This window comes from Sphingobacterium sp. UBA6317 (assembly GCF_002440385.1).
Classification (GTDB): Bacteria; Bacteroidota; Bacteroidia; order Sphingobacteriales; family Sphingobacteriaceae; genus Sphingobacterium; species Sphingobacterium multivorum.
This window is the reverse complement of record NZ_DJTD01000067.1, coordinates 87,760-108,580: the sequence shown is the minus strand read 5'-3', so window position 1 is coordinate 108,580 and position 20,821 is coordinate 87,760. Positions and strand designations below refer to the sequence as shown.

At 40.7% G+C, this 20,821-nt stretch carries 17 protein-coding genes and 1 pseudogene; 13 read left to right on the top strand and 5 right to left on the bottom strand.

Translation table 11 applies throughout. The features are described 5' to 3' along the window. Positions 1–185: 185 nt before the first annotated feature. From B3E92_RS22035 to B3E92_RS22005, 7 genes are all read left to right on the top strand, one after another. A complete protein-coding gene (locus tag B3E92_RS22035; RefSeq protein ID WP_286898385.1) occupies positions 186–3,323 on the top strand; it encodes a SusC/RagA family TonB-linked outer membrane protein in 3,138 nt (1,045 codons plus the stop codon). 4 nt (positions 3,324–3,327) lie between these two features. Further along, positions 3,328–4,941, top strand: a complete 1,614-nt coding sequence (locus tag B3E92_RS22030; protein WP_286898383.1) for a RagB/SusD family nutrient uptake outer membrane protein — start codon at positions 3,328–3,330, stop codon at positions 4,939–4,941. A 17-nt stretch (positions 4,942–4,958) separates the two neighbouring features. Next, positions 4,959–5,642 carry a hypothetical protein gene (locus tag B3E92_RS22025; RefSeq protein ID WP_286898381.1) on the top strand — a complete coding sequence of 228 codons (684 nt, stop codon included), beginning with the start codon at positions 4,959–4,961 and terminating at the stop codon, positions 5,640–5,642. 8 nt (positions 5,643–5,650) lie between these two features. Further along, positions 5,651–6,640, top strand: a complete 990-nt coding sequence (locus B3E92_RS22020; protein WP_070565228.1) for a DUF5007 domain-containing protein — start codon at positions 5,651–5,653, stop codon at positions 6,638–6,640. Positions 6,641–6,841: 201 nt separating this feature from the next. Beyond that, complete coding sequence (locus B3E92_RS22015; protein ID WP_286898378.1) at positions 6,842–7,747, top strand: AraC family transcriptional regulator; 906 nt, start codon at positions 6,842–6,844, stop codon at positions 7,745–7,747. A 309-nt stretch (positions 7,748–8,056) separates the two neighbouring features. Continuing rightward, entirely contained in the window at positions 8,057–8,548 is a 492-nt protein-coding gene (locus B3E92_RS22010; RefSeq protein WP_286898377.1) for an SRPBCC family protein, read from the top strand. 17 nt (positions 8,549–8,565) lie between these two features. Next, positions 8,566–8,751, top strand: coding sequence for a hypothetical protein (locus B3E92_RS22005; protein WP_070565235.1), 186 nt, complete (start codon positions 8,566–8,568; stop codon positions 8,749–8,751). On the opposite strand, the pseudogene B3E92_RS24420 reads toward B3E92_RS22005, so the two are convergent. Next, positions 8,680–8,856 (bottom strand): annotated as a pseudogene (locus B3E92_RS24420) (RNA polymerase sigma factor); the annotation flags it as partial. The gene B3E92_RS22005 and the pseudogene B3E92_RS24420 overlap by 72 nt on opposite strands. Before the next feature lie 302 nt (positions 8,857–9,158). On the opposite strand from B3E92_RS24420, the gene B3E92_RS22000 reads away from it, so the two are divergent. Both B3E92_RS22000 and B3E92_RS21995 read left to right on the top strand, forming a co-directional pair. After that, positions 9,159–9,554, top strand: coding sequence for a hypothetical protein (locus tag B3E92_RS22000; RefSeq protein WP_070565238.1), 396 nt, complete (start codon positions 9,159–9,161; stop codon positions 9,552–9,554). Between the two features lie 128 nt (positions 9,555–9,682). Continuing rightward, the gene (locus B3E92_RS21995) at positions 9,683–9,868 is read left to right on the top strand and encodes a CsbD family protein (protein ID WP_046672091.1); all 186 of its coding nucleotides are present in this window, start codon (positions 9,683–9,685) and stop codon (positions 9,866–9,868) included. Between the two features lie 152 nt (positions 9,869–10,020). On the opposite strand, the gene B3E92_RS21990 is transcribed toward B3E92_RS21995, so the two are convergent. The 4 genes from B3E92_RS21990 to B3E92_RS21975 form a co-directional block, all read right to left on the bottom strand. After that, entirely contained in the window at positions 10,021–10,950 is a 930-nt protein-coding gene (locus B3E92_RS21990) for a DUF5777 family beta-barrel protein (RefSeq protein WP_286898375.1), read from the bottom strand. A 16-nt stretch (positions 10,951–10,966) separates the two neighbouring features. Continuing rightward, the gene (locus B3E92_RS21985) at positions 10,967–11,518 is read right to left on the bottom strand and encodes a YceI family protein (protein WP_286898374.1); all 552 of its coding nucleotides are present in this window, start codon (positions 11,516–11,518) and stop codon (positions 10,967–10,969) included. A gap of 10 nt (positions 11,519–11,528) precedes the next feature. After that, entirely contained in the window at positions 11,529–11,783 is a 255-nt protein-coding gene (locus tag B3E92_RS21980; protein ID WP_286775420.1) for a c-type cytochrome, read from the bottom strand. Positions 11,784–11,959: 176 nt separating this feature from the next. Continuing rightward, positions 11,960–12,817: a hypothetical protein gene (locus B3E92_RS21975; protein WP_286898371.1), complete on the bottom strand. Its 858-nt coding sequence runs from the start codon at positions 12,815–12,817 to the stop codon at positions 11,960–11,962. Positions 12,818–12,979: 162 nt separating this feature from the next. Here B3E92_RS21975 and B3E92_RS21970 point away from each other — a divergent pair, with 162 nt between their 5' ends. The 4 genes from B3E92_RS21970 to B3E92_RS21955 all read left to right on the top strand — a co-directional run bounded on the left by B3E92_RS21970 (position 12,980) and on the right by B3E92_RS21955 (position 20,705). Then, positions 12,980–13,558, top strand: a complete 579-nt coding sequence (locus tag B3E92_RS21970) for an RNA polymerase sigma factor (RefSeq protein ID WP_236586116.1) — start codon at positions 12,980–12,982, stop codon at positions 13,556–13,558. Continuing rightward, complete coding sequence (locus B3E92_RS21965) at positions 13,555–14,769, top strand: hypothetical protein (protein ID WP_286898369.1); 1,215 nt, start codon at positions 13,555–13,557, stop codon at positions 14,767–14,769. Before B3E92_RS21970 ends, B3E92_RS21965 begins: the two co-directional genes overlap by 4 nt. Positions 14,770–15,495: 726 nt before the next feature. Continuing rightward, positions 15,496–18,696 (top strand): SusC/RagA family TonB-linked outer membrane protein, encoded by a 3,201-nt coding sequence (locus B3E92_RS21960; RefSeq protein ID WP_083295897.1) that lies wholly within the window; start codon positions 15,496–15,498, stop codon positions 18,694–18,696. An 11-nt stretch (positions 18,697–18,707) separates the two neighbouring features. After that, the gene (locus B3E92_RS21955; protein ID WP_070565245.1) at positions 18,708–20,705 is read left to right on the top strand and encodes a RagB/SusD family nutrient uptake outer membrane protein; all 1,998 of its coding nucleotides are present in this window, start codon (positions 18,708–18,710) and stop codon (positions 20,703–20,705) included. Positions 20,706–20,821: the final 116 nt, after the last annotated feature.

Here is a 20,821-nt window from a genome sequence, read left to right as displayed (position 1 = left end):
CTAAAGATATAAAATTGTGTGAACAAGCTATGGATTGAAATGTAAAAGTCTTGCTAGACTAAAAGATGTCTCGTTTTGTTTTTTGCTAAAAAAGTGCTGTAAACAGGTAATAATTAAGAAAATGTGACCTGTGTTTGGCACTTATATTTGGAATAACCTAAGTAAGAGCACCTAATCAAACACAAATGAAAAAGATAGTTTTATTTTTATCTGTGTTTCTAACTTCACTAATTGCACTGGGCCAGCAGATCACGGGAACCGTACGTGATAAAAATGGTAAACAATTGGCCGGAGTAACTTTGAGAAACACGAGTACTTCCAACAGTACACAGACCGATGATCAGGGGAATTTTAAGATTTCAGGTAAATCCGGAGATATCTTAGAGACAAGTTTTATCGGATACGAGCGGGCTCGTCAACCCATTCCCGAGGCAGGCAAAATGACCTTTACCCTGGTCGAAACATTGAGTATTCTAGATGAAGCCGTAGTGATCGGTTACCAGAGTACCTCCCGCAAAAAAGCGACCGCTGCGATTTCAAGTATTTCGGGTAAAGATCTGGAAAATCTTCCGGCAGCCAGTTTTGATATGTTGCTTCAGGGAAGATTGGCCGGCGTCAACGTTCAGAATTTTTCTGGCGCTCCAGGTGCTTCGCCGACATTGGCTGTTCGTGGTACATCGGCCGTTAGCCTGAATTACTCCAATGACGATTATTACAATGTCATTAGTAATCCACTCTATGTTATTGACGGAGTTCCGCAGCCAACGGAACAATTTGTAGGCCCGAATACAGGAACAGGAACAAATTATCTAGCAGGTCTGAATCCGAATGATATCGAATCTGTGGATGTGCTCCGAGATGCTTCTGCCGCCGCAATTTATGGTTCTAGGGCAGCAAATGGGGTGATCATGATCACGACGAAAAAAGGGCGTAACGGAGATCCGCGTTTTATGTTAACCGGATATGGTGGTCTAACGCAACGGCCCGAACTCCGTGAAGTGACACTCGGAAGAACCGAGCGTGAGCAGAAGATGAGGATACTAAAGAATCAGCTTTCTTCCAACGATTTCAGAAATCTGCCCTTTATGCTTACCGATTCGTTGAACCCTGCATTCAATGGGAATACAGATTGGCAGGATCTATTCTACCAAAAAGGAAAGATTAAGAGTGCAGATCTTTCTGTTAGCGGCGGGTCAGCGATTAGTTCATATCGTTTTAGTGGGAACTATTACGATGAGGCGGGAATCATTAAAGCAACCGGATTTAAACGCTATACTGGAAGGCTCAATTTGTCCAGTAAGGCAATCAATGAACGTTTAACGATCAATCCCATTGTGGCCTATTCGTATAATAAGCGAGCGCGAGGAAGCGGGAGTGACGTGAGCCCAATTGCCTTGAGTGCCGGTAGTATGCCATCATCACTTTTTAATCTTTCAGATGCAAAAAAAACTTACCTTTTGGGTACCTATAATAGTAGTCTTGATAACAATGAATCTTCTAATCTGAATACCAATCTAAATCTGATTTTCAATATTGCACCAGGATTAACTTTTACTTCCCAATCCGCCTATATCAAAGATATGGCCAATAGGGCTTATAATAGGCCATCAGCTTTGATGAGCGGTGCCGGTAATTATTCGTCAGCTTATTCTTATGAGAATAGCCAAGTCAGGATATCGAACTTTTTAACTTATATCAAACAGTTTGGAAAACACTCTTTAAATGTACTACTGGGCCAGGAAGCGGAAAAAAATAAAATGCAAAATGTATCCGCATGGGGTAGTCAGGGGGTATCGGATCAGATCCAAGTGGTTACTGGATTTCTGCAAAATAACATCGGTGCCAACTCCGATTTGCAAAAGTGGTCACAGCTGTCCTATCTCGGTCGCTTTTCCTATGATTTTGATAGTAAATACCTGTTTTCAGGGGCTGTCCGTGCGGATGGATCGTCCCGATTTGGAGAAAACAACAAATGGGGATATTTTCCGTCCGCATCTGTCGGCTGGATTTTAACTGAAGAAGATTTTCTGAAAAACAATCCTATATTCACCTTACTTAAAATTAGAGGAAGTTATGGATTGACCGGATCTCTCCCTAAAAGTAACTATTTGCAGTATAATCTCTATAATGTCAATAATGGGGGGTATCAGGGTAATTCCGGAGCAACTTCCTATAATGGCCAAGTGGCTATTACACCAAACTTTAATAATGGCGTTGCCCAAAAAAATCTCAGCTGGGAGCGCAATAGGCAATGGAATTTAGGTGTCGATATGGAATTGTACAAGGGACGTTTTACAGCTATGGTAGATGTATTTAATAAGGAAAACTATGATGGGCTATTTGACGTCATGCTTCCCGTCACGTCCGGATACGATTACGCCAAAACAAATTCGGTAGGAATCCGCAATTCAGGTGTCGATATTCAATTGTCTGCTGATGTGTTCCCACGTAGCTCCACATTGAGCTGGCGGTCCAATTTAAATATTTCCTATGTCAAGAATCGGATCATGAATCTGCCAAATGGCGGCCGCGATATGGTCATGGATGGCGATCGATTTGATAAATCTCATATCCTCTCGGTGGGCAGCCCGATCAATGCATTTTATCTCTATAAAACTCTGGGGGTTTTCTCGACCCTGGACGATATTCCGGTCAATCCATATACAGGCGAACGCTATCGAAATTCCAATGGGACATTCAATCCCGGAGATTTTTATTTTGAAGATATAGATGGCGATTATTTTGTAGACGTATTTAATAGTGGTATTAATCCAGATAAAAGGGCGATTGGAGATCCTAATTTTAAGTGGACTGGAGGCTGGAATAACGTCCTTAGTTATAAAGACTTTTCGCTTACCTTGTTTTTTACCTACGGTTTTGGAAGGGATGTACTGAATCTTTTTGAATCAGATCAATTCAGTAACTCCACTTCGGGCGATGCGACTTCAAATTTTGCTTACTATTCGATACGGGATCTGGACAAACTCAATATCTGGAAACAGCCCGGCGACAAGGCCGAATACGCAAAATATGATATTGGCACCTATCGTTACTATTACACCTCTGCGCAGACTTTCTTTTTAGAAAATGGTTCCTATATGCGATTTAAGAACCTGATTTTTTCTTACAACCTCCCTGAACGGATCAGCAAGAAATGGAGTATTTCCAAAGTGAGATTCTTTGGTATAGTTGACAATGTAGCCCGTTGGCAAAAATCAAAAAAATTACCTGATGCCGAGGCTGTAAACCCATATGGAGAGTATAACGGTGGTGGTTATCCGATTCCAAGAAAATATACATTAGGATTTGAACTAACTTTTTAAGACGATGAAAAGATTTTTTTTAAACTATAGACTAGCGGTGCTATTGATGCTGGTTTTCTTGCTAGGGTCATGTAAAAAGTTTTTGGTGGAAGAACCCGTCAATTCGACTTTCGCGGGCGCATATTGGAAAAGCTCAGGGGATTTACGGAGTGCTATGGCAGGTAACTATGCTTTGGTACGGGATGTGATGAATTCGGGTAACTGGAATCCGAGTCCACGATACTTTATGTATGGCGATGCAATTGCCAAGAATTATTTTACAATCCAATATAATGGTGATGGACTCGAAGGGATCCAAAATGGAGATTTTACATTTCAATACAATGTAGAGAATTTTGGAGATTGGACCAAGTACTATAAAGCGATTACGATGAGCAATATCATTATTAATCGAGTTCCCAAGGTGGCGGACGATTTACTGACCGATGTGACCAATCCAACGAAATTCAAAAATGAGATGCTTGGAGAGGCTTATTTTTTACGGGCGTTCACTTATTTTATGATGCTACGCGTGTGGGGAGACGTGCCCGTGGTAACGGAAGAATACGACGACCCTATTTCTGCTCCAGAATTAGCACGAAGTACCAAAAAAGAGGTTATGGCGCAGATCGAGAAGGATGCACTGCAGGCACATGAATTGTTGCCTTGGCAATATTCACTTGTTGGGAACGCCAAAGTCACAGCCAATAAAGGCGCGGTGAATGCATTGTTAGCTCATTTCTACCTTTGGAAGGCAACAATGAGTGATGTCAATTCAAACCAGCCTGATCTCGAGACGGTAGACAAAGCAGATAAAGCCATCGATGAAATCTTAAATAATGGTATGTATTCATTGACCGACACATCTAATTATTATAAGACTTTCGAAGGACTTTCGAGTGAAGGTATTTTTGAAATTGCAATGAGTGAAAATACACGCGAAGGAACCAATCAACATATTGCCAATATGTTTTTGAGAACTGCGCAGCTGGCAACTTCTGGAACAAATTCAAGGTGTTATGTCAATGCAGATTATCTGACAAATCATTTTTATAAAATAGACCAGGTTTGGGACTGGTATTGGAATACAAGTTTGCAGCAGTGGGAGTGGAAGGCGATGCCTTCACAGGTCTTCGACGATAGTGATATTCGTTGTAGACGTAATTTTACCGATCTAAACAGTGATAAACCTACTTGCGTAAAATATCAAAGTGTTGTCTACCGTAATCCCTCACAAAAGCAAGATGCTTATGTTAGCAATAATCTGATTGTCTTTAGGTTAGCGGATATGCGCTTGTTGAAAGCCGAAATTGCACTTTATAGAAATCAAGTTTCCAAAGCAATAGACATCATCAATGAATTTAGAAAAAGGAATGGCGCCGATGAATCTTCATTCGTGGATAATACATTGAGTAAAGACGATGTCATGTACGAATATATTATTGAAAGAGGAAAAGAACTTTATCTCGAAGGGCATATTTTTTATGATCTATTGCGAACAAGGCAATACAGCAATTTTGTTCCATGGCTCTCGGAGTCCCGCTTCCGTCAGGAAGGATTCTATTGGCCAATTAATCCAGCCCTATTCAAAAATAATAACAAGTTGACACAGACCTCATACTGGAGAGGAAAGGTTTAAGCACTAAAAAAAGAATTATGAAAAAGATAACAGGATTGTTTGCGTCAATATTAATTTTTCTTTTCGCATGTAAGAAGGATAATTATAAAGTCGATGGTGGAAAGAGCGATGCCAACGTGAACCAGACAACTTATGATTTTTTGAAGCAGCATGGTAGCTTTGATTCGTTGGTTAAGATTATAGACCGTGCCGGTATTAAAGATATTGTGAATTCAGATGTCACGTTCTTTGCAACGAGCGATTATGGCGTACGGGATTATGTAGCCGCCAAAAAACAACAAAGGATCATTGAGGTGGGAAACGAAAATATTCAGTTCGGGATCAATAACATCCCAGTCAAAGAATTACGTGATTCGATGATGATCTACCTATTCGATGGAAAGATCACACGAGTAAATCTCAGCCCTGACAACAAATATTTTGTAAGCAAGCTTGGTGCAATTCCCAATGTCAGGTTCAATATCAAATTGCGCAGAACACGTGACTACAGCGATTATCTGGATTATGTAGATTATCTCAATTTCACAAAGGTGATCGGTACTCTTGATGCTGAGGAACCCGATTATAATGCGATTCCAAAAGATCAACTTGATAAATCCTATGATTGTCAAACCTCGGGAATTAGGACGACGACAGGTGTATTGCATGTATTGCAAAACACACATCGTTTATTTTTTAACGCCGGAAAAATGGCTGATTAGAAACTGATATGAAAACGAATTTAAAAATTTTATATAGCTTGCTATTTGCTTTTGCGCTGACTTCTGGCTGCAAGAAAATTGAAAACGGCTTTTTGAGCGAAGGTATACGATATAAAGATAATACCATCTTTTGCAAACGTGGAATGTCCCTAACGATGTCTGACCGTATTAATACAGATGGTTCTACGCCCCCCTATACATTCGAATTGTTAAACTTAAACGATGAAGCAACAGGTCAGCCCGCACCGGATGTCTTTTTTAAAGAATTTGACATTCTAACCTTTAAGCCTGGTTTAGTGTTCAATGCCGAGACAGATACCACGGTCGAACTACTCAATAAAAAGAGAGAAACAGTAAAGAAAGCCCCGATGGAATTTAATACAGTCAGTGGACAGCTGGTTTTTAATCGAGCTTCTGCCAATCTACCTTTAGGGCGTTTTAATTTTGATGTCAAAATGACCAACCCTAGAGGAGAGCGTGTATTCCCTAAATTGGCAACTATCGAGATTGTAGAACCTACGATTGATGATATGTTTAAAGTAACCTATCAAGCGGCAAGTGGATCGAGCGCTGCAGAAGTTTTTACCGGAATTACAGCCCCAAAGGTGACTTGTACAAAAATTTCAAACGATGGCGCCCGTGTTATCCTAAAGATCGTCGATAAAAATGGAAATGCATTCAATCCTAAAAATGGAGAAGTTATCAAACGGGGGGATCGACCGATGTTTGAATCTCATGTGAAGTTTAATCCAGTCCAAGTGACAGATAATTCGTTGATCTGTGATTTTGAGGTTGCACCTTTTCCGCTTGCTAAATTAATTGGAAAAGATGGAACCGATTGGGGTTTTCTCAATTACTATCGCATCCCCATGAAGTATGCCCAAATCGACGGCTTAAGTGCTAATAATGTCAACCCTGTTTTTGGATTCCAGCTATTGATGGAAGGTACTTATGAGGTTCAGGTAAAACTGCCAACGGTAACGCGTATTACACAATAAAGATTAGGGGAGCATAGTAAGTTCCCCACACTTTATTAAACCCAGATCTATATTAAACTTAGATGCCCACAGTGCGAAAATTAACCAATTATGAGCAAATTTTGACATTTTATTAGATGTGCGATTGACATTTCTCAATATGTTACGCTTGTTGTCTATATTTAGTAAAACCAATGTTGAGTAACCTAATACTAACATGCTATGAAAACGTTACAATTTAATATTCCTGTAATTAAAGGACAAAGCATCACTGTCCAGGAGGATATCTCGGAATCGTTCTATCCACATTTGCATCGTCATCAAGAAGCCCAGTTAATGTGGATTACGAAAGGAAAAGGTGTGTTGCTTGTGGATGAAACCCTCCATCCCTTTAAGGAAAACGATATATTTTTCATCGCTGCTCACCAAGCACATGTATTTAAATCTGTATCCGAGGATAAGGCTGGTGATGCCGCTAGATCCATTTCGATCTTTTTTGATCCGGAAGGGAGGTTGAAACAACTTTTTATGTTGGGTGAATTTGAATCCTTGGAGCAATTTTTAAGTCAGGATTCCAGGGGATTTAAGATTCCGGAGGTGGATTTCGACATGGTATCTAAGCGTATGCTGTTATTAAAACAATCGGAAAAGATCGATAAAATGATGCATTTCTTCTATTTGCTCCGGACACTAGCCCAAATTTCAAAGAGAACAGATGCGCTCTGTCCCGAACCGATGGAGACTGTAGTCGGTTCCACTGGAAAAAATAACCGCATAGAGAAGGTTTGTCATTATATCAATACACATTTTAAACATGGGCTTACTTTAGAAAATGTAGCAGAAAGAGCACATTTGTCGCCACAGGCATTCTGCCGTTATTTCAAAAAACACTGTGGAATCACCTTAGTTGGTTATCTAAACCGGATACGAATTAATGAAGTTTGTAGTCAATTGGGAAAAGATCATTTACATTTGGAAAATATCTCATTTATTGCTTACAACTGCGGCTTCAATAGCATTACAAATTTTAACCGCGTATTTAAACAGATTATCGGCTGCACACCGAAAGAGTATATTTTGCGCTATGATCAGCGCTATACAGAAAATACAATTGTTTCATATGTTTAGTTTAAGGCCACGTCGTGAGACGTGGCTTTTATGTGGAGAGATTTAGTACGATCAGAAATCCTAATATTCCTAATTTTCGAAGCATAGTCTTCATAGATGGTTTTATATTTGATTAGTAACGTGTTGTTTGGAGTATAAAAGTAATATAGCTATTATCCGCTATAAATTTTATGAAAGCGTCATGTACTACCCTAAAACTAAAGAAAAACTTGTCTTATGCTAAGGTCGATTGGAAAATCTATCTATAAATTCGTTAATAATAACGGAAAATCGAGGCCGTATTTAATATTCAAAAAATAAAAATTGGCAATGGAAAATTATAGTCAAACTATCCAGTTGGGTGTAACAAAGGATCGGGTCTTTAAAGCACTAACCGATGAAATACCATTTTGGTGGACAATCATGTTTGAGGGCTCTTCCAATAAGAAGGACGATAGATTTACAATTCGCTTTGGAGATCTTATTTACAAAGTAATGCAAGTGGAAGACTTACGTGAAAATGCAAAAGTTGTTTGGCATGTCGAAGATTCATTGATAGCCCTTCCCGGATTGAATAATCAAAAAGAATGGATTGGCACAACGATCGTTTGGGACATCACAGAAAAAGAAAAAGGGATTGTGTTGCAACTTGAACATATTGGCTTATCCCCTGAAATCGAATGCTATGATATTTGTACAGATGGATGGCGACAATTTGTGAAAAGTTTAGAAGCATATATTGAAACAGGTAAAGGACAGCTGCGTTTCTTTGGTAATTTATCGACAATTTCATGGAGTGTGGATGAAAGTTGTTTGGCATAAAAATCATCATGAGGACTATGCCGCAAGACAACTGTCTGATCGTGATCCAAAAGTTTCTTTCGATTATACTCTGCTTTGACCAAATCAATCACTACTGTTCGGGTGATACAGAATATCTGGGATTCTATGCTGGAATCAATATTTTTGTCACGCATATTTTTCCAGAGTTTGATAAATACACGCTGCACAGTTTCTTCGGCTAGATAAGAAGATTTGGTTTTGTTGAGCGCATATTGGTATACTTTGGAACTCCATACGTCAAAGTATTCCTCAAATCTTCGGACAATAGACGCATAATTGATTTCCATAGTGTAGGCTTGGAATAAATGAATTTAGCGATAATGCGCTTTCGCTCCAAGTTTTTTAAAAAATATTTTGCCTCTTTTCTTAGTGGATGAGATTTGTTTTCTGAATGATCTTCGATGTACGGTTATAGACTCTCAATTGGGCGTTTCGTCTTGGTCGGATTGTATTAATACCCTTAGACTGTATTTATACCTCTTCTTGGGCGTTTTGATACGTATGTTTCGAATCTTGTATTTGGACTGGCACAAAGTTTGAATTTTACCCTGCTGTAATACATAAATTATTCACAATAACACATCGACGTATGAAAAAATTAATTCAAACACTGGGACTAGGTATGCTTATTTTAACAGTATTAGTAGGCTTTACATCATGTAGCAAAGATGATGATCCGGCTGATAACGATCTTTTTGTTGGAAAATATGAAGGCACTATTGGCTTTGATGACATGAACAACAATGATAACGATGTTGCCTCGGGAGAAGGAACGGTTACTGTAACAAAAGTTGGCGATACCTATAATTTTGCTTTTGGAAATGGCATTCCTAATCTCAATGGAGTAGATTTTGAAAAAAAGGATAACGTCTTAGTTAATATCGGCTCAGCAGGTACGGGATTTATCCGTATTGATGCCGGTAAATTGACAATTGGTTATACAAAAGACGGCAAGGCATGGACGGCCAATTGTAATCGGAAATAGTCTTGCGAAAAATAGAAAGCGCCTGTTTGCCAGGTGAATGTTGTGAGTTTAACATTTTATAACATTATTTTCTAAACGATTTGCGGAGCGATACTGTTCTATTAACAAACAATAAAACGAAAGTAATTATGAGCGAATTAACATGGAAAGGCCGTTGGAACGAAATCAAAGGCAAGGTAAAACAACAATATGCAGACCTTACCGACGATGATCTATTGTATGCTGAGGGCAAAGAAGACGAATTGGTAGGTAAGCTTCAAAAGAAGACCGGTAAAACACAGGATGAGGTAAATAAGTGGTTGAACGATTTGTAGGTTTAGTATTGTGTGATAAAAAGCGGATAACAATGCTGTTATCCGCTTTTTTAATTTGATAACAATTTCCTCAATGAACTTTTATGCTTGTTGAATTCCTATTGCCTTGTACGGATTGTTTTCGTTACAAATCATCAACAGCGCAATACCTTTTATTTTTTGTTAAAATTGAATCGTCGCGCAATACTAAATCCCCAGCGAAATTGCCCTTTGCCCCATGAGCTATTTGTTTCGCTGATAAACTGAGATTCTTGTATTGCGGTCGCATTGGTAAAATTGAGGTGGAAGATATGGCCTCCGGTATCCATTTCTAGACCGACACCCAAAGCATTATAGTAACGTTGACCACCCACTTCTTCACGGTACTTCTTGTTCGATGCTTTTCGGAAAGGCAATGTATAGTCTGCGACTAGCGCAATTCGATTACTAACCTTAGCCCGCCCACCGATACCGATAGCGAATACATCATTTTGATCATTAAAAGCCGTATAATTTCGGTGAAGATAAGAAGGAACTACAACGAGCGAAAGATTTGAGCTGAATTTTCGGGCGATGATGAGCTGCGTTACATAACTCAATCGGTCATTGAAGTTCTCAAAGCTTGCTGCTGAAGACTTATCCGTACTAGCTTCCATCGCGGATAGGGTAGTGCTTCCAAAAAAAGCTACGGAAACAGGTATGCTATTGTCGACCGTTTGTTCGATAAATCGGTATTTCACATTACCCTCAAATAGCTGCCGAGCAGCCGTTGCGCCCTTCGCGCGGGCGATTCCAATGTTCAGGTTATCGAATAAACCATAATCAAAACCTATTCGGATGTCGGTCGAATTATCGAGGCCAAAGAAATTTTTACCTCCACCCGCGCTGCCCGCGATATCGCCAAAGCGGTGATCTACTCTAAAGTCCATTTCATTACGATGAATTGTTTCTGTGGTCTTGAGATTGATCAAATTGCCGGATTTAAAGGTCGCCGTGACTTTTTCATTTTTGGGTGCATCGATATGGATTAATTTATCGAGATCTTCCTGCGCAAATGACTTTGCGAAAGGAAAGCAAAGGAGTATAAGTAGTATTTTTCTCATTTGTAATGAATTCGTATTATGGTTTGTAGGTCGCATCAACGGTGATTTTGACTACTTCAGCAATTTTTTTTCCAACGATGGAAGGAATAGAAATTTTATGATCTGCAAGTTTGACCTGAAAATTTGCTACCGCCTTTATCGTGCCATCTGTAACAGTAAATGTTGCCTTTGTACTGTAAGGTTTAGTAACCCCATGGATTAGAAGTGTACCTCTTACGTTCAGCGTATAGCTGCCATCCTTTGTTAATTTGTCCGCGTTGTCGACTTTGCCTTTAAATTCTGATAGGGGGTATTGATCACTTTCCATGTAATTTTCATTGAAATGCTCCTGCATGAGCTTTTTGTCAAATTGAAAAGATGTATTTTTTACCCGAAAGATGATATCTCCGGTTTGAAGGTTCATCGCCGAAGCGCCTAAGGTACTTTTGGCTTCGATGTCTTCCAATGGCGCATTACTAAAAAAGGTGATGCTGGTCTCTTTTGAAACAAAAGAAGCCTTTTGCTGCGCAAAGGTCGTCATAGCGATGAGCATCATGAAGACCGCTATGTACATGTTGATTTTTTTCATATGCCTAACATTAGTTTTCAGGTGAATTCCTTTTGATCCATGCATCCAGCAGTTCTATTTCTTTTGCGGAGAGTGAGCTGCCTAGTGGCATGGATTTGGTCACCAGTACCGCATTATTAATCTTTGCAATATTGTCTTTGACGGAGATATAACCACTGAACGTCCATCGTCCACTTGCCGAACGTCCTGTCGCGTGGCACGAACTACATTTCGTTTCAAAGAGTGCTTTAGAAAAATTCGTGTAAGACACATTTAGTACCGTCACAGTTTCAGTGCCGTTATCCGGATTGTTCGTAAGTTCTTGCGCCTGCTTTTTGGTACAGGCGGAGAAGGAGAGAACTGTTAAGGTAAAGAAAAAAATGACTAGGTAATGATGTGCTCTGAGGCAAGGATTTACGGTTTTTAGATTTTGTGCCATAAGTTTGAATAGTTATTTTTGGCTTAGTTAGCAGGGGCAACGGCAGAGTTGTCGTTTACGATTGGCCAAACGCCAACGCGTGGGAAACTTATCCCTTTATTATCTCCACGCTGTGTATCCTGGCCGAAGTAATATAAGGGCCATCCTTTGAACGTTAATTGTTTCTTTCCATAGACGGTAATGACAGCGATGTCAGCCGTACGAACAAGCGAAGGCAGAGCTCCAGTCTCTTTTTGAAAGATAGGCCAGATCGCATCATTACTGAAATCTGCAGCAGTATAATTGTTTTTGTTGAATTTGTCGGGTTTAAAGGCATACAACGTTCTGCCCTTATCATCGGTCAGGTAAATTGTTTTTCCGGTTCCTTCGGTATAGTCGCCTAAATAGTTTTTAGTATCGTGTCCGATAAGTTGCGCATTCGCAACCATGAGTAAATAATCAGGTTTGGCCACGTACCATATTTTATTGACAGCATCTCCTTTCACCTGACCGGATTGACTATCGCCTGCATAATAGTAAAGCGGCCAGCCCTTAAATGTGTTTTGTTTCGAGCCATCTTCACGTGTTATTTCACCGATCAGGCTTTTGTCAATTTTTAGGTCTGTGCTTGTTTCACTGCTGTAATAAACCGGCCAAGTGGCCAAACAATTACCGCTGCAGGTCGAAGCTCCTTTTGTATCATTCGAAAAGAAATAGAGTGTTTTACCGTCGGCATCGATCAGAATATTACCAAATTGGGTATTGGCAGACATTTGCACGCCCTTGTTTTTATTTTCGACATTGCCAGGTTCACCATCGCTTTTTGAACATGCAGAAAACAATGTTAAGGTCAATAGACCACCTATAAAAGTTAATTTGACTTGTTTTTGGTTTGATTTCATAATGGTATGTTTTAAAATAATGTCTTGATATTACGATCAGGTCAGCGAAAAGGTTGCTTGGAAATTGAGTCGAAAAAAAATATTTTTTGGAGGCAACCTTTTCGATTATCCTTTCGTATAAGACTTAATACTATATTTATCAAAAGAAAGAAGCAATATCGAGTGGCGATAACAGAAGTTGACGAAAAATCTATCCATATTATTAAAGGATGTATTGATGAGGACCGCAGGGCCCAGAAAGATCTTTACACCATCTACTACGCTATGTCTTTAGGGATATGTCTGCGCTACGCTAATAACAGGGAAGATGCTATCAGTATTTTAAATGAAGGCTTTTTCAAGGTTTTTAAAAACATCAACAAATATGATTTTCAGAAGCCTTTTTCCATATGGATCAAAAAAATCATGACAAATACTGCAATTGATTTTTATCGGGCAAAGATTAAACAGGGCATCTTGGTAGATGTATCCATGTATGAGCATACCATTATTGAGGATGATAGCATCAGTCAAAAGTTAAACTATGAAGATTTATTGGCGATGGTACAGCAGCTTCCACCTGCCTACAGGACAGTGTTCAATCTCTATGCGATCGATGGTTATGGACACGAAGAAATTAGTGGCATGCTGGGAATTGCCATTGGAACATCAAAATCTAATCTGCATAAAGCACGTGGTAGACTGGCGGAAATGGTGGAAGTTCAAGGGGTAAAATTTGGTAAAACGGAGGAGAAAAGATGATGGAAAAGGATAAGAATAAGATTGATGAGCTATTTAAGTCGGGCTTAAGTGATGCTAACTTTGACTTTGATGAATCACATTGGCAAGATATAGAATCGCGATTGGACAATGAAAGGCGTGTAAAGAGACGAAAGATCGTCGTCTTAACGAGCTTGGCAGCTACACTTGCAGCAGTTTTAACGATCTTTTTTGTTTGGAATAGCGCGTTATTTAAAACCAATAATTTACCAGGTGAAATAAATACAGCCGGTATTTCGCCTGAAAAGGAGGTTCCGGAGAACAATACTGTTCAACCTAAGGAGTATTCGCCAGACGAAACCAAACGGGATCAAGATTGGATTGCATTTCAGCCGAACAAACGTGCGAATAATGTGTTCCAGATTTCAAATGAAACCATCGTACTGCAAGATATCCGTTTGGAGAAGATAGCCGATGCAAATCCGATAATCGGGCAAGAAAGAAAACTAAATACTGTATTCACAATTCCAAGCATGGAATATAACAATCAAAGATTGCCTCATTTCAACTTAAGAGAAGAACCGGTTGAAGGGACAGGGGAGCGTCTGGCAGCCATTTATCAGCCTAAAGAAAGTGTGGGATCCAATGCGCAGGAAAGAGAGCGGTCGGTTGTTAGTTTCTTGGCCGGGCCAGATCTGACAAGCGTGCGGGGGGCAGGTAAATCCTCCCTTAGTGAAAATATCGGTTTGGCCTATTCCTATCCCCTCACAAAAGCACTGCGTGTGTCTGTGGGTGCTACCTACGCTAAAAAGAATTATACGTCAGCGTATAAATTTTATGCGCCATCAAATCCACCGGAAATGACGCAATTGCCGAGTAATGTGAGCGCTGTATGTGATGTTCTTGATGTACCACTCACAGCGAGTTATACGGTTTTGAAAGGTAAAAAAGTGAAGTTCAATGTCAGTGCAGGACTTTCGAGCTATTTTATGCTAAAGGAAAAATATACCTTCGACTACGAAGGTGGAGGTAGCTATGGCGGATCTCAGAAAAGTGCCGTCTATGAAGTGAATGGAGAGAACCAGCATATCTTTGGTGTTGCCGATTTCTCGATCTCCATTGAGAAGAAAATTAACGATAAAATTAATATTGGCGTAAAACCTTTTGTTAAAATGCCTTTGACAGGGATAGGTTACGGAAATGTAGATCTGGAATCTAAAGGCGTTGCGTTTACCTTGGGAATGAGTTTGTAATGCGGAATCGCTCGGCTTTCGTTTGGGGCATTTTCGGTACAGCTTCGCATCAGGGAGCGCCTCTGGGCGTACTAATCTTCTATTTCATTTCTAATGTGCTGTTCGTATGTGAACAATTCGAATAATAACTGTTCGCATACGTACATTTCATTTTTTGAAGCAGATCCTAAATTAGGCAATAATGCGCTTCAGAAGGTATAAATGAACTAGAGGACCCTATGGTATGGTATTTGGCACGGAGCTAACAAAATTGATCTTATGTTCTTTATGCATTTTGAAGTTCAATTTTCATTTTAGTCATTCACTATAAATAAATATATAGGTTGTTTAGCCGCGTCGGGAGATGCGGCTTTTTTTGAGGGCAAAAAGCCTGATTTGACGAATTTGCCCCTTAAAATAAGAAGATTTTACCCCCCTTCCGATGTAACGTTTTTGATAATATTGCAAGTGTCAATACGACATTTTATGGTGTTGGCAATATTAAATAACCAAGAGTGTTTGCCTGATTAGCTGAATACCCGCTCCAAATCATATAAAAAATAGGTGTAGGAAAAGTAAGCTGGCTAAAACTCAAAAACAGCTAAATAACCAAGTTTAATTATGATGAATTTACCAATCAAAAGTGGATTGTTTGATCCTTGAATTCCCAATGAAACGCAATAATGCTACCTCATATTGCCGTACTACGCTTCATCAAAATATTTTAATTACTAAACAGTTTTACTTATGAAAAGAAAAATAGTATTCACACCGTGCTGGCTTTGTTGTATCTGCTTTTTACTTTTAAGCTTACAGCAGACTTATGCGCAGTCAATAACTGTACGGGGCCAGGTTACCGAAAATAATAGGCCACTGGCCGGAGTGACCGTCAAAAATATCGGTTCCACAGTGCAAGCACAAACAGATACACAGGGAAAATATACTATCAGTGCTGCCACAGTCACGGCATTAGAATTTACCTTTCTAGGTTATGCGAAACAGCGCTTTGAATTCAGTCAGCTCAAACAGATCAGCCAAGGGAACTACGAGCTTAACGTGCAACTTGATGCTTCCGAAGGAGATGTTTTGGATGAAGTGGTGGTGGTCGGTTTCGGTTCGCAGAAAAAAACAAACCTGACCGGTTCGGTTGCGGTGGTGGATGCCAAGCAACTAGAAAATAGGCCGGTAAGAAATGCGATCCAGGCACTGCAAGGACTGGCACCAGGACTAAATATTTCCCAAAACTCGGGAACGATGGAAACCAATCCATCCATTAATATCCGGGGGACTGGCACCATCGGAACCTCTTCTTCGGCACCACTGATTTTAATCGATGGTTCTGAAGGGTCTTTGGCGGCACTAAATCCACAGGATATTGAAAGCGTATCTGTATTAAAAGATGCTGGAGCGGCTTCAATTTACGGCTCTAGAGCTGCCTTTGGGGTTATTTTAGTTACTACAAAATCTGGAAAGGCTGGACGTACATCGGTAAATTATAATAATAGCTTTCGTATGAATGCCCCAACATTAATGCCGAAGATGATGGATTCTTATACATTTGCGCAATACTTTAATCAGGCCGAAGTCAACGCAGGTGGTTCACCACATTTCTCCGCGGAGCATCTGCAGCGCATCCTGGATTATCAAAACGGAAGCCTGAAAAATTCGACGATAGTCGATCCAAACAATAAATTGTATTGGGCTGAAGGATATGCCTATGGTAACGACAACAACGATTGGTTCGATGTCATGTATCGGGATCAGGCTTTTGCTCAGGAGCACAACCTAAGCCTCAATGGTGGAACCGAAAAAACAACTTATTACCTTTCAGGTAATATTATGAAACAACAAGGGTTGATGGCCTTCAATACGGATCATTACGACCGTTACGCTGTTGCTGCTAAAATCAATTCTAAAGTATCTGACATCTTTCAGGTAAATTACAACGCGCGATTGGTGCGTGAAGACTACGACCGTCCGGCTGCATTGACCAATAGTTTTTATGATGATTTAGGCAGACAGGGCTGGCCAACGCTGCCTCTGTATGATCCAAATGGATACTTGTTCAGTTCTCCCTCACCTGCACTTGCCATGAAAGAAGGCGGACAGGATAAATCAAGTAAGGATTACATTTACCAACAGTTACAACTCATCCTCGAACCTATTAAAGGATGGCGTACAACTGGTAATTTTAACTATAGAACCACAACTCAATTTCGTCATTGGGACTCGCAGCGTCTTTACAACCATGACGTGAATGGTGATCCGTATCTGTATAAAAACTCATCCAATGTGTACGAATTTGGTTTAAAGGAAAACTACTATAACATTAATATCTTTTCTGATTACGATAAGAGCTGGGGCGACCATCATGTTAAAGTTATGGTCGGTGGTCAGATTGAACACACGGCCTATCGCAATCTCGGTGTGCAACGCGACGGAATCATTATCCCGGATCAACCGGTATTGAATCTGACCTCCGGCACAGACATCAATGGAAAAGCAGTAGTGCCTTCTGTATCTGGCGAATATCAAAAATGGGCAACAGCGGGTTTCTTCGGCCGATTGAATTACAATTATGCAGAAAAATACCTATTGGAAGCTAATTTGCGTTATGACGGTTCATCACGCTTCCGCAGCGATAGCCGCTGGGGCTGGTTTCCTTCAGTTTCTGCAGGATGGAACATCGCCAAAGAAAACTTTATTGCAGAGTCGGCACCATTTATTAATATGCTGAAATTAAGAGCTTCCTACGGAGAACTGGGTAATCAAAATACCGATGTCTGGTATCCGACTTATGTCACGCAACCAACGGGTACAGCCAATGGCGCTTGGCTAATTAATAATGCTCGACCAAATTCTGCTTCGGCTCCAGGCTTGGTAAGTGCCTTATTGACCTGGGAATCCATCAATACCAAAAACTTAGGCGTCGATTTTGCTTTTTTAAATAGCCGTCTTTCTGGGTCTTTTGAGGTCTTCGAACGGAAAACATTTAATATGGTCGGCCCAGCTCCACAGTTGCCTAATACATTAGGAACCCAGGTTCCTCAAACAAATAATACCGACTTAAAAACAAGAGGGTTTGAAGCTACACTGGGCTGGAATGACCGTACAGCCAGTGGTTTCGCATATGGAGCAAAGTTTCTCCTGTCGGATTATACCACAACAGTAACACGCTATCCAAACGCAATAGGGTCATTATCAAACTATCGGGAAGGCCAAAAGTTAGGTGAAATATGGGGATATCAAACCCTTGGTATCGCAAAGACAGAGGAACAGATGAGTCAACATCTGGCGAGCTTGCCCAATGGTGGACAAAATGCATTAGGAACACAATGGGGGGCAGGCGATATCATGTATGCGGATTTGAATGGCGACGGAAAAATAGATGGTGGAAGCAATACAGAGGCCGATCCTGGTGATCGTCGTGTGATTGGAAACAGCACGCCGCGTTACTCCTTTGGATTGAATCTGAATGCGGATTACAAAAATTTTGATTTTAGTGTTTTCATGCAAGGTGTCATGAAACGCGACTATTGGCAAGGTGGCTATTATTTTTGGGGAGCAACTTCAAAATGGTGGTCAACGGGCTTGGTCGATCATCTTGATTATTTCCGTACCGCAGACAATCCATTGGGCGAAAATCTTGATGCGTATTACGCACGTCCTGTTTTTGGAACCTCCAAAAATCAACAGACGCAGACGCGCTTTTTGCAAAATGCAGCCTATATCCGCATAAAAAATATTCAGCTAGGCTATACCTTACCGAAAGAAACAACCAAACGTTTTGGTGTGGAGCGTCTACGCGTATACGTTTCCGGAGAAAATATCTGGACCGGCTCAAGTGTAGCGGGAATGTTTGATCCCGAAACTATTGATGGCGGAAGCAACGGAACGGTTTATCCATTGACAAAAGTATGGTCTGCAGGTTTAAGTGTTACATTTTAAGTCGATTCATTATGAAATTCAATAGTACTATTTTTAGATTGATGCAATTGGGCCTTGTCGCTTTGGTAGGCCTAGCTTCCTGCAATAAATATTTGGATATTGCACCCCCTTCGTCCATCATACCTGAAGCGTATCTGGATGAGGAATCACAACTTGCTGCTTATACCGTAAATCAATATGCTGGACTGTTTCCTTCGCATGGCAACTGGTCCTTTGGCACGTTCGGCATCGACGGAAATACAGACAATATGGCTACTCCAACACTCGATAATAAGTTTATTCCAGGCCAATGGCGCGTTGGATCGAACGGCGGTGACTGGGATTTTTCAAGTATTTATCAGATGAATTATTTTATCAATACGGTGGTTCCCAAATGGAAGGAAAATCGTATTCTCGGAAATTCCAGTAACATAGCACATTATATCGGTGAAGCCTATTTTTTACGGGCTTATGTTTACTTTGGGAAATTGCAGGCCTTGGGCGATTTTCCGATTATTCGCAATGTGATGTCGGATAAGGATAAGAGTATTTTAGTGGAAGCGAGCAAGCGTTCACCAAGAAATGAAGTCGCGCGTTTTATACTTTCAGACTTGGATTCGGCCATTACCTTGCTGAACCAAAGTTCTCCCGATGGCAAGAAACAGCGGATCTCAAAAAATGTAGCCCAGCTGTTCAAGTCCCGAGTAGCTTTGTACGAAGGTACCTGGCTCAAATACTTTAGCGGAACCGCATTCGTCCCTAAAGGACCAGGATGGCCTGGTGCGGCAAAATCATACAATAGCAATTATGCATTTCCGACGGGAAGTATTGCCGGAGAGATCGACTACTTTTTAACGCAGGCCATGGAATCGGCAGCTGCGGTTGCTGACAATGTGCCGCTGGTGAGCAACACCGGAATAATAGAATCTGCCAACAATGAGAATCCTTACTTCAGTATGTTTGGTGCCGTGGATATGTCCAGCTATGGCGAAGTACTTTTGTGGCGACAATACAACCAGAGTTTGGTGACACACAATGTACCGGTATATGCACAGCGTGGCAATTATGCGGTTGGTTTGACACGCGGCCTTGTTGAAAGCTTCCTGATGTCCAATGGACTGCCTATTTACGCTTCCGGCAGTGGTTATGCGGGCGATGATTACATCGCAGATGTTCGGAAAAATCGCGATGGTCGTTTACAATTGTTTTTAAAAGAGCCCGGCCAAAAGAATGTATTGGTCAATATTGGACAAGGTACGCACTATACCCTTATTGAACCCACACCGACTGTTTACGATACCGATTGGGAAAGACGTTATACAACGGGGTATACTATACGTAAAGGTATTTCATACGACGGTTTACAAACGCTAAACGGACAGGGATTTACGGGTAGTATTACCTTCCGAGCTACCGAAGCTTACCTCAATTATATGGAGGCCTGTTTCGAAAAGAATCAAAATTTAGATACGAAGGCGCAGGCCTATTGGCGCTCATTGCGTACACGTGCTAAGGTCGACCAAGATTTCAATGCAACCATTGCTGCAACACAAATGGAGAAAGAGAAGAAAGATTGGGGCGCGTATTCTGCAGGACAGTTTGTGTCACCTACATTGTACAATATACGTCGCGAACGCAGAAGCGAACTCATGGCGGAAGGTCTACGTTGGATGGATCTCAAGCGCTGGCGTGCGATGGACCAGCTGATTACAACAGCAGACCATTTTGAAGGCTTTAAACTCTGGGGGCCGATGAAAGATTGGTACAAACCCGAACAGCTGATTTATGGCGCTACCAATGATAAATCTGTCGTTTCAGATCCTGCACGGAGTGAATACCTCAGACCATTGGAGGTCCGAAGCAATGCCCTGTCTTATACTGGGGTGAAATTTGCCATGGCGCATTATCTTGCACCTATTGCCGTCGAGCATTTCCAGTTGGCTTCGGATGATGGAACAGCAGAAAATTCCGTTATTTATCAGAATCCAGGATGGTCACTGATCAGTGGAACTGCCCCAACCGGCTTGTAGAAATATAAAAAGGGATATGTGTCATCTCATTATTACACAAATACGAATATATCCCTCTTTTTGACTCAATATCCCCCTTGACTACGTAGGAAAAGGGGGATATTTTTGTTTACTGA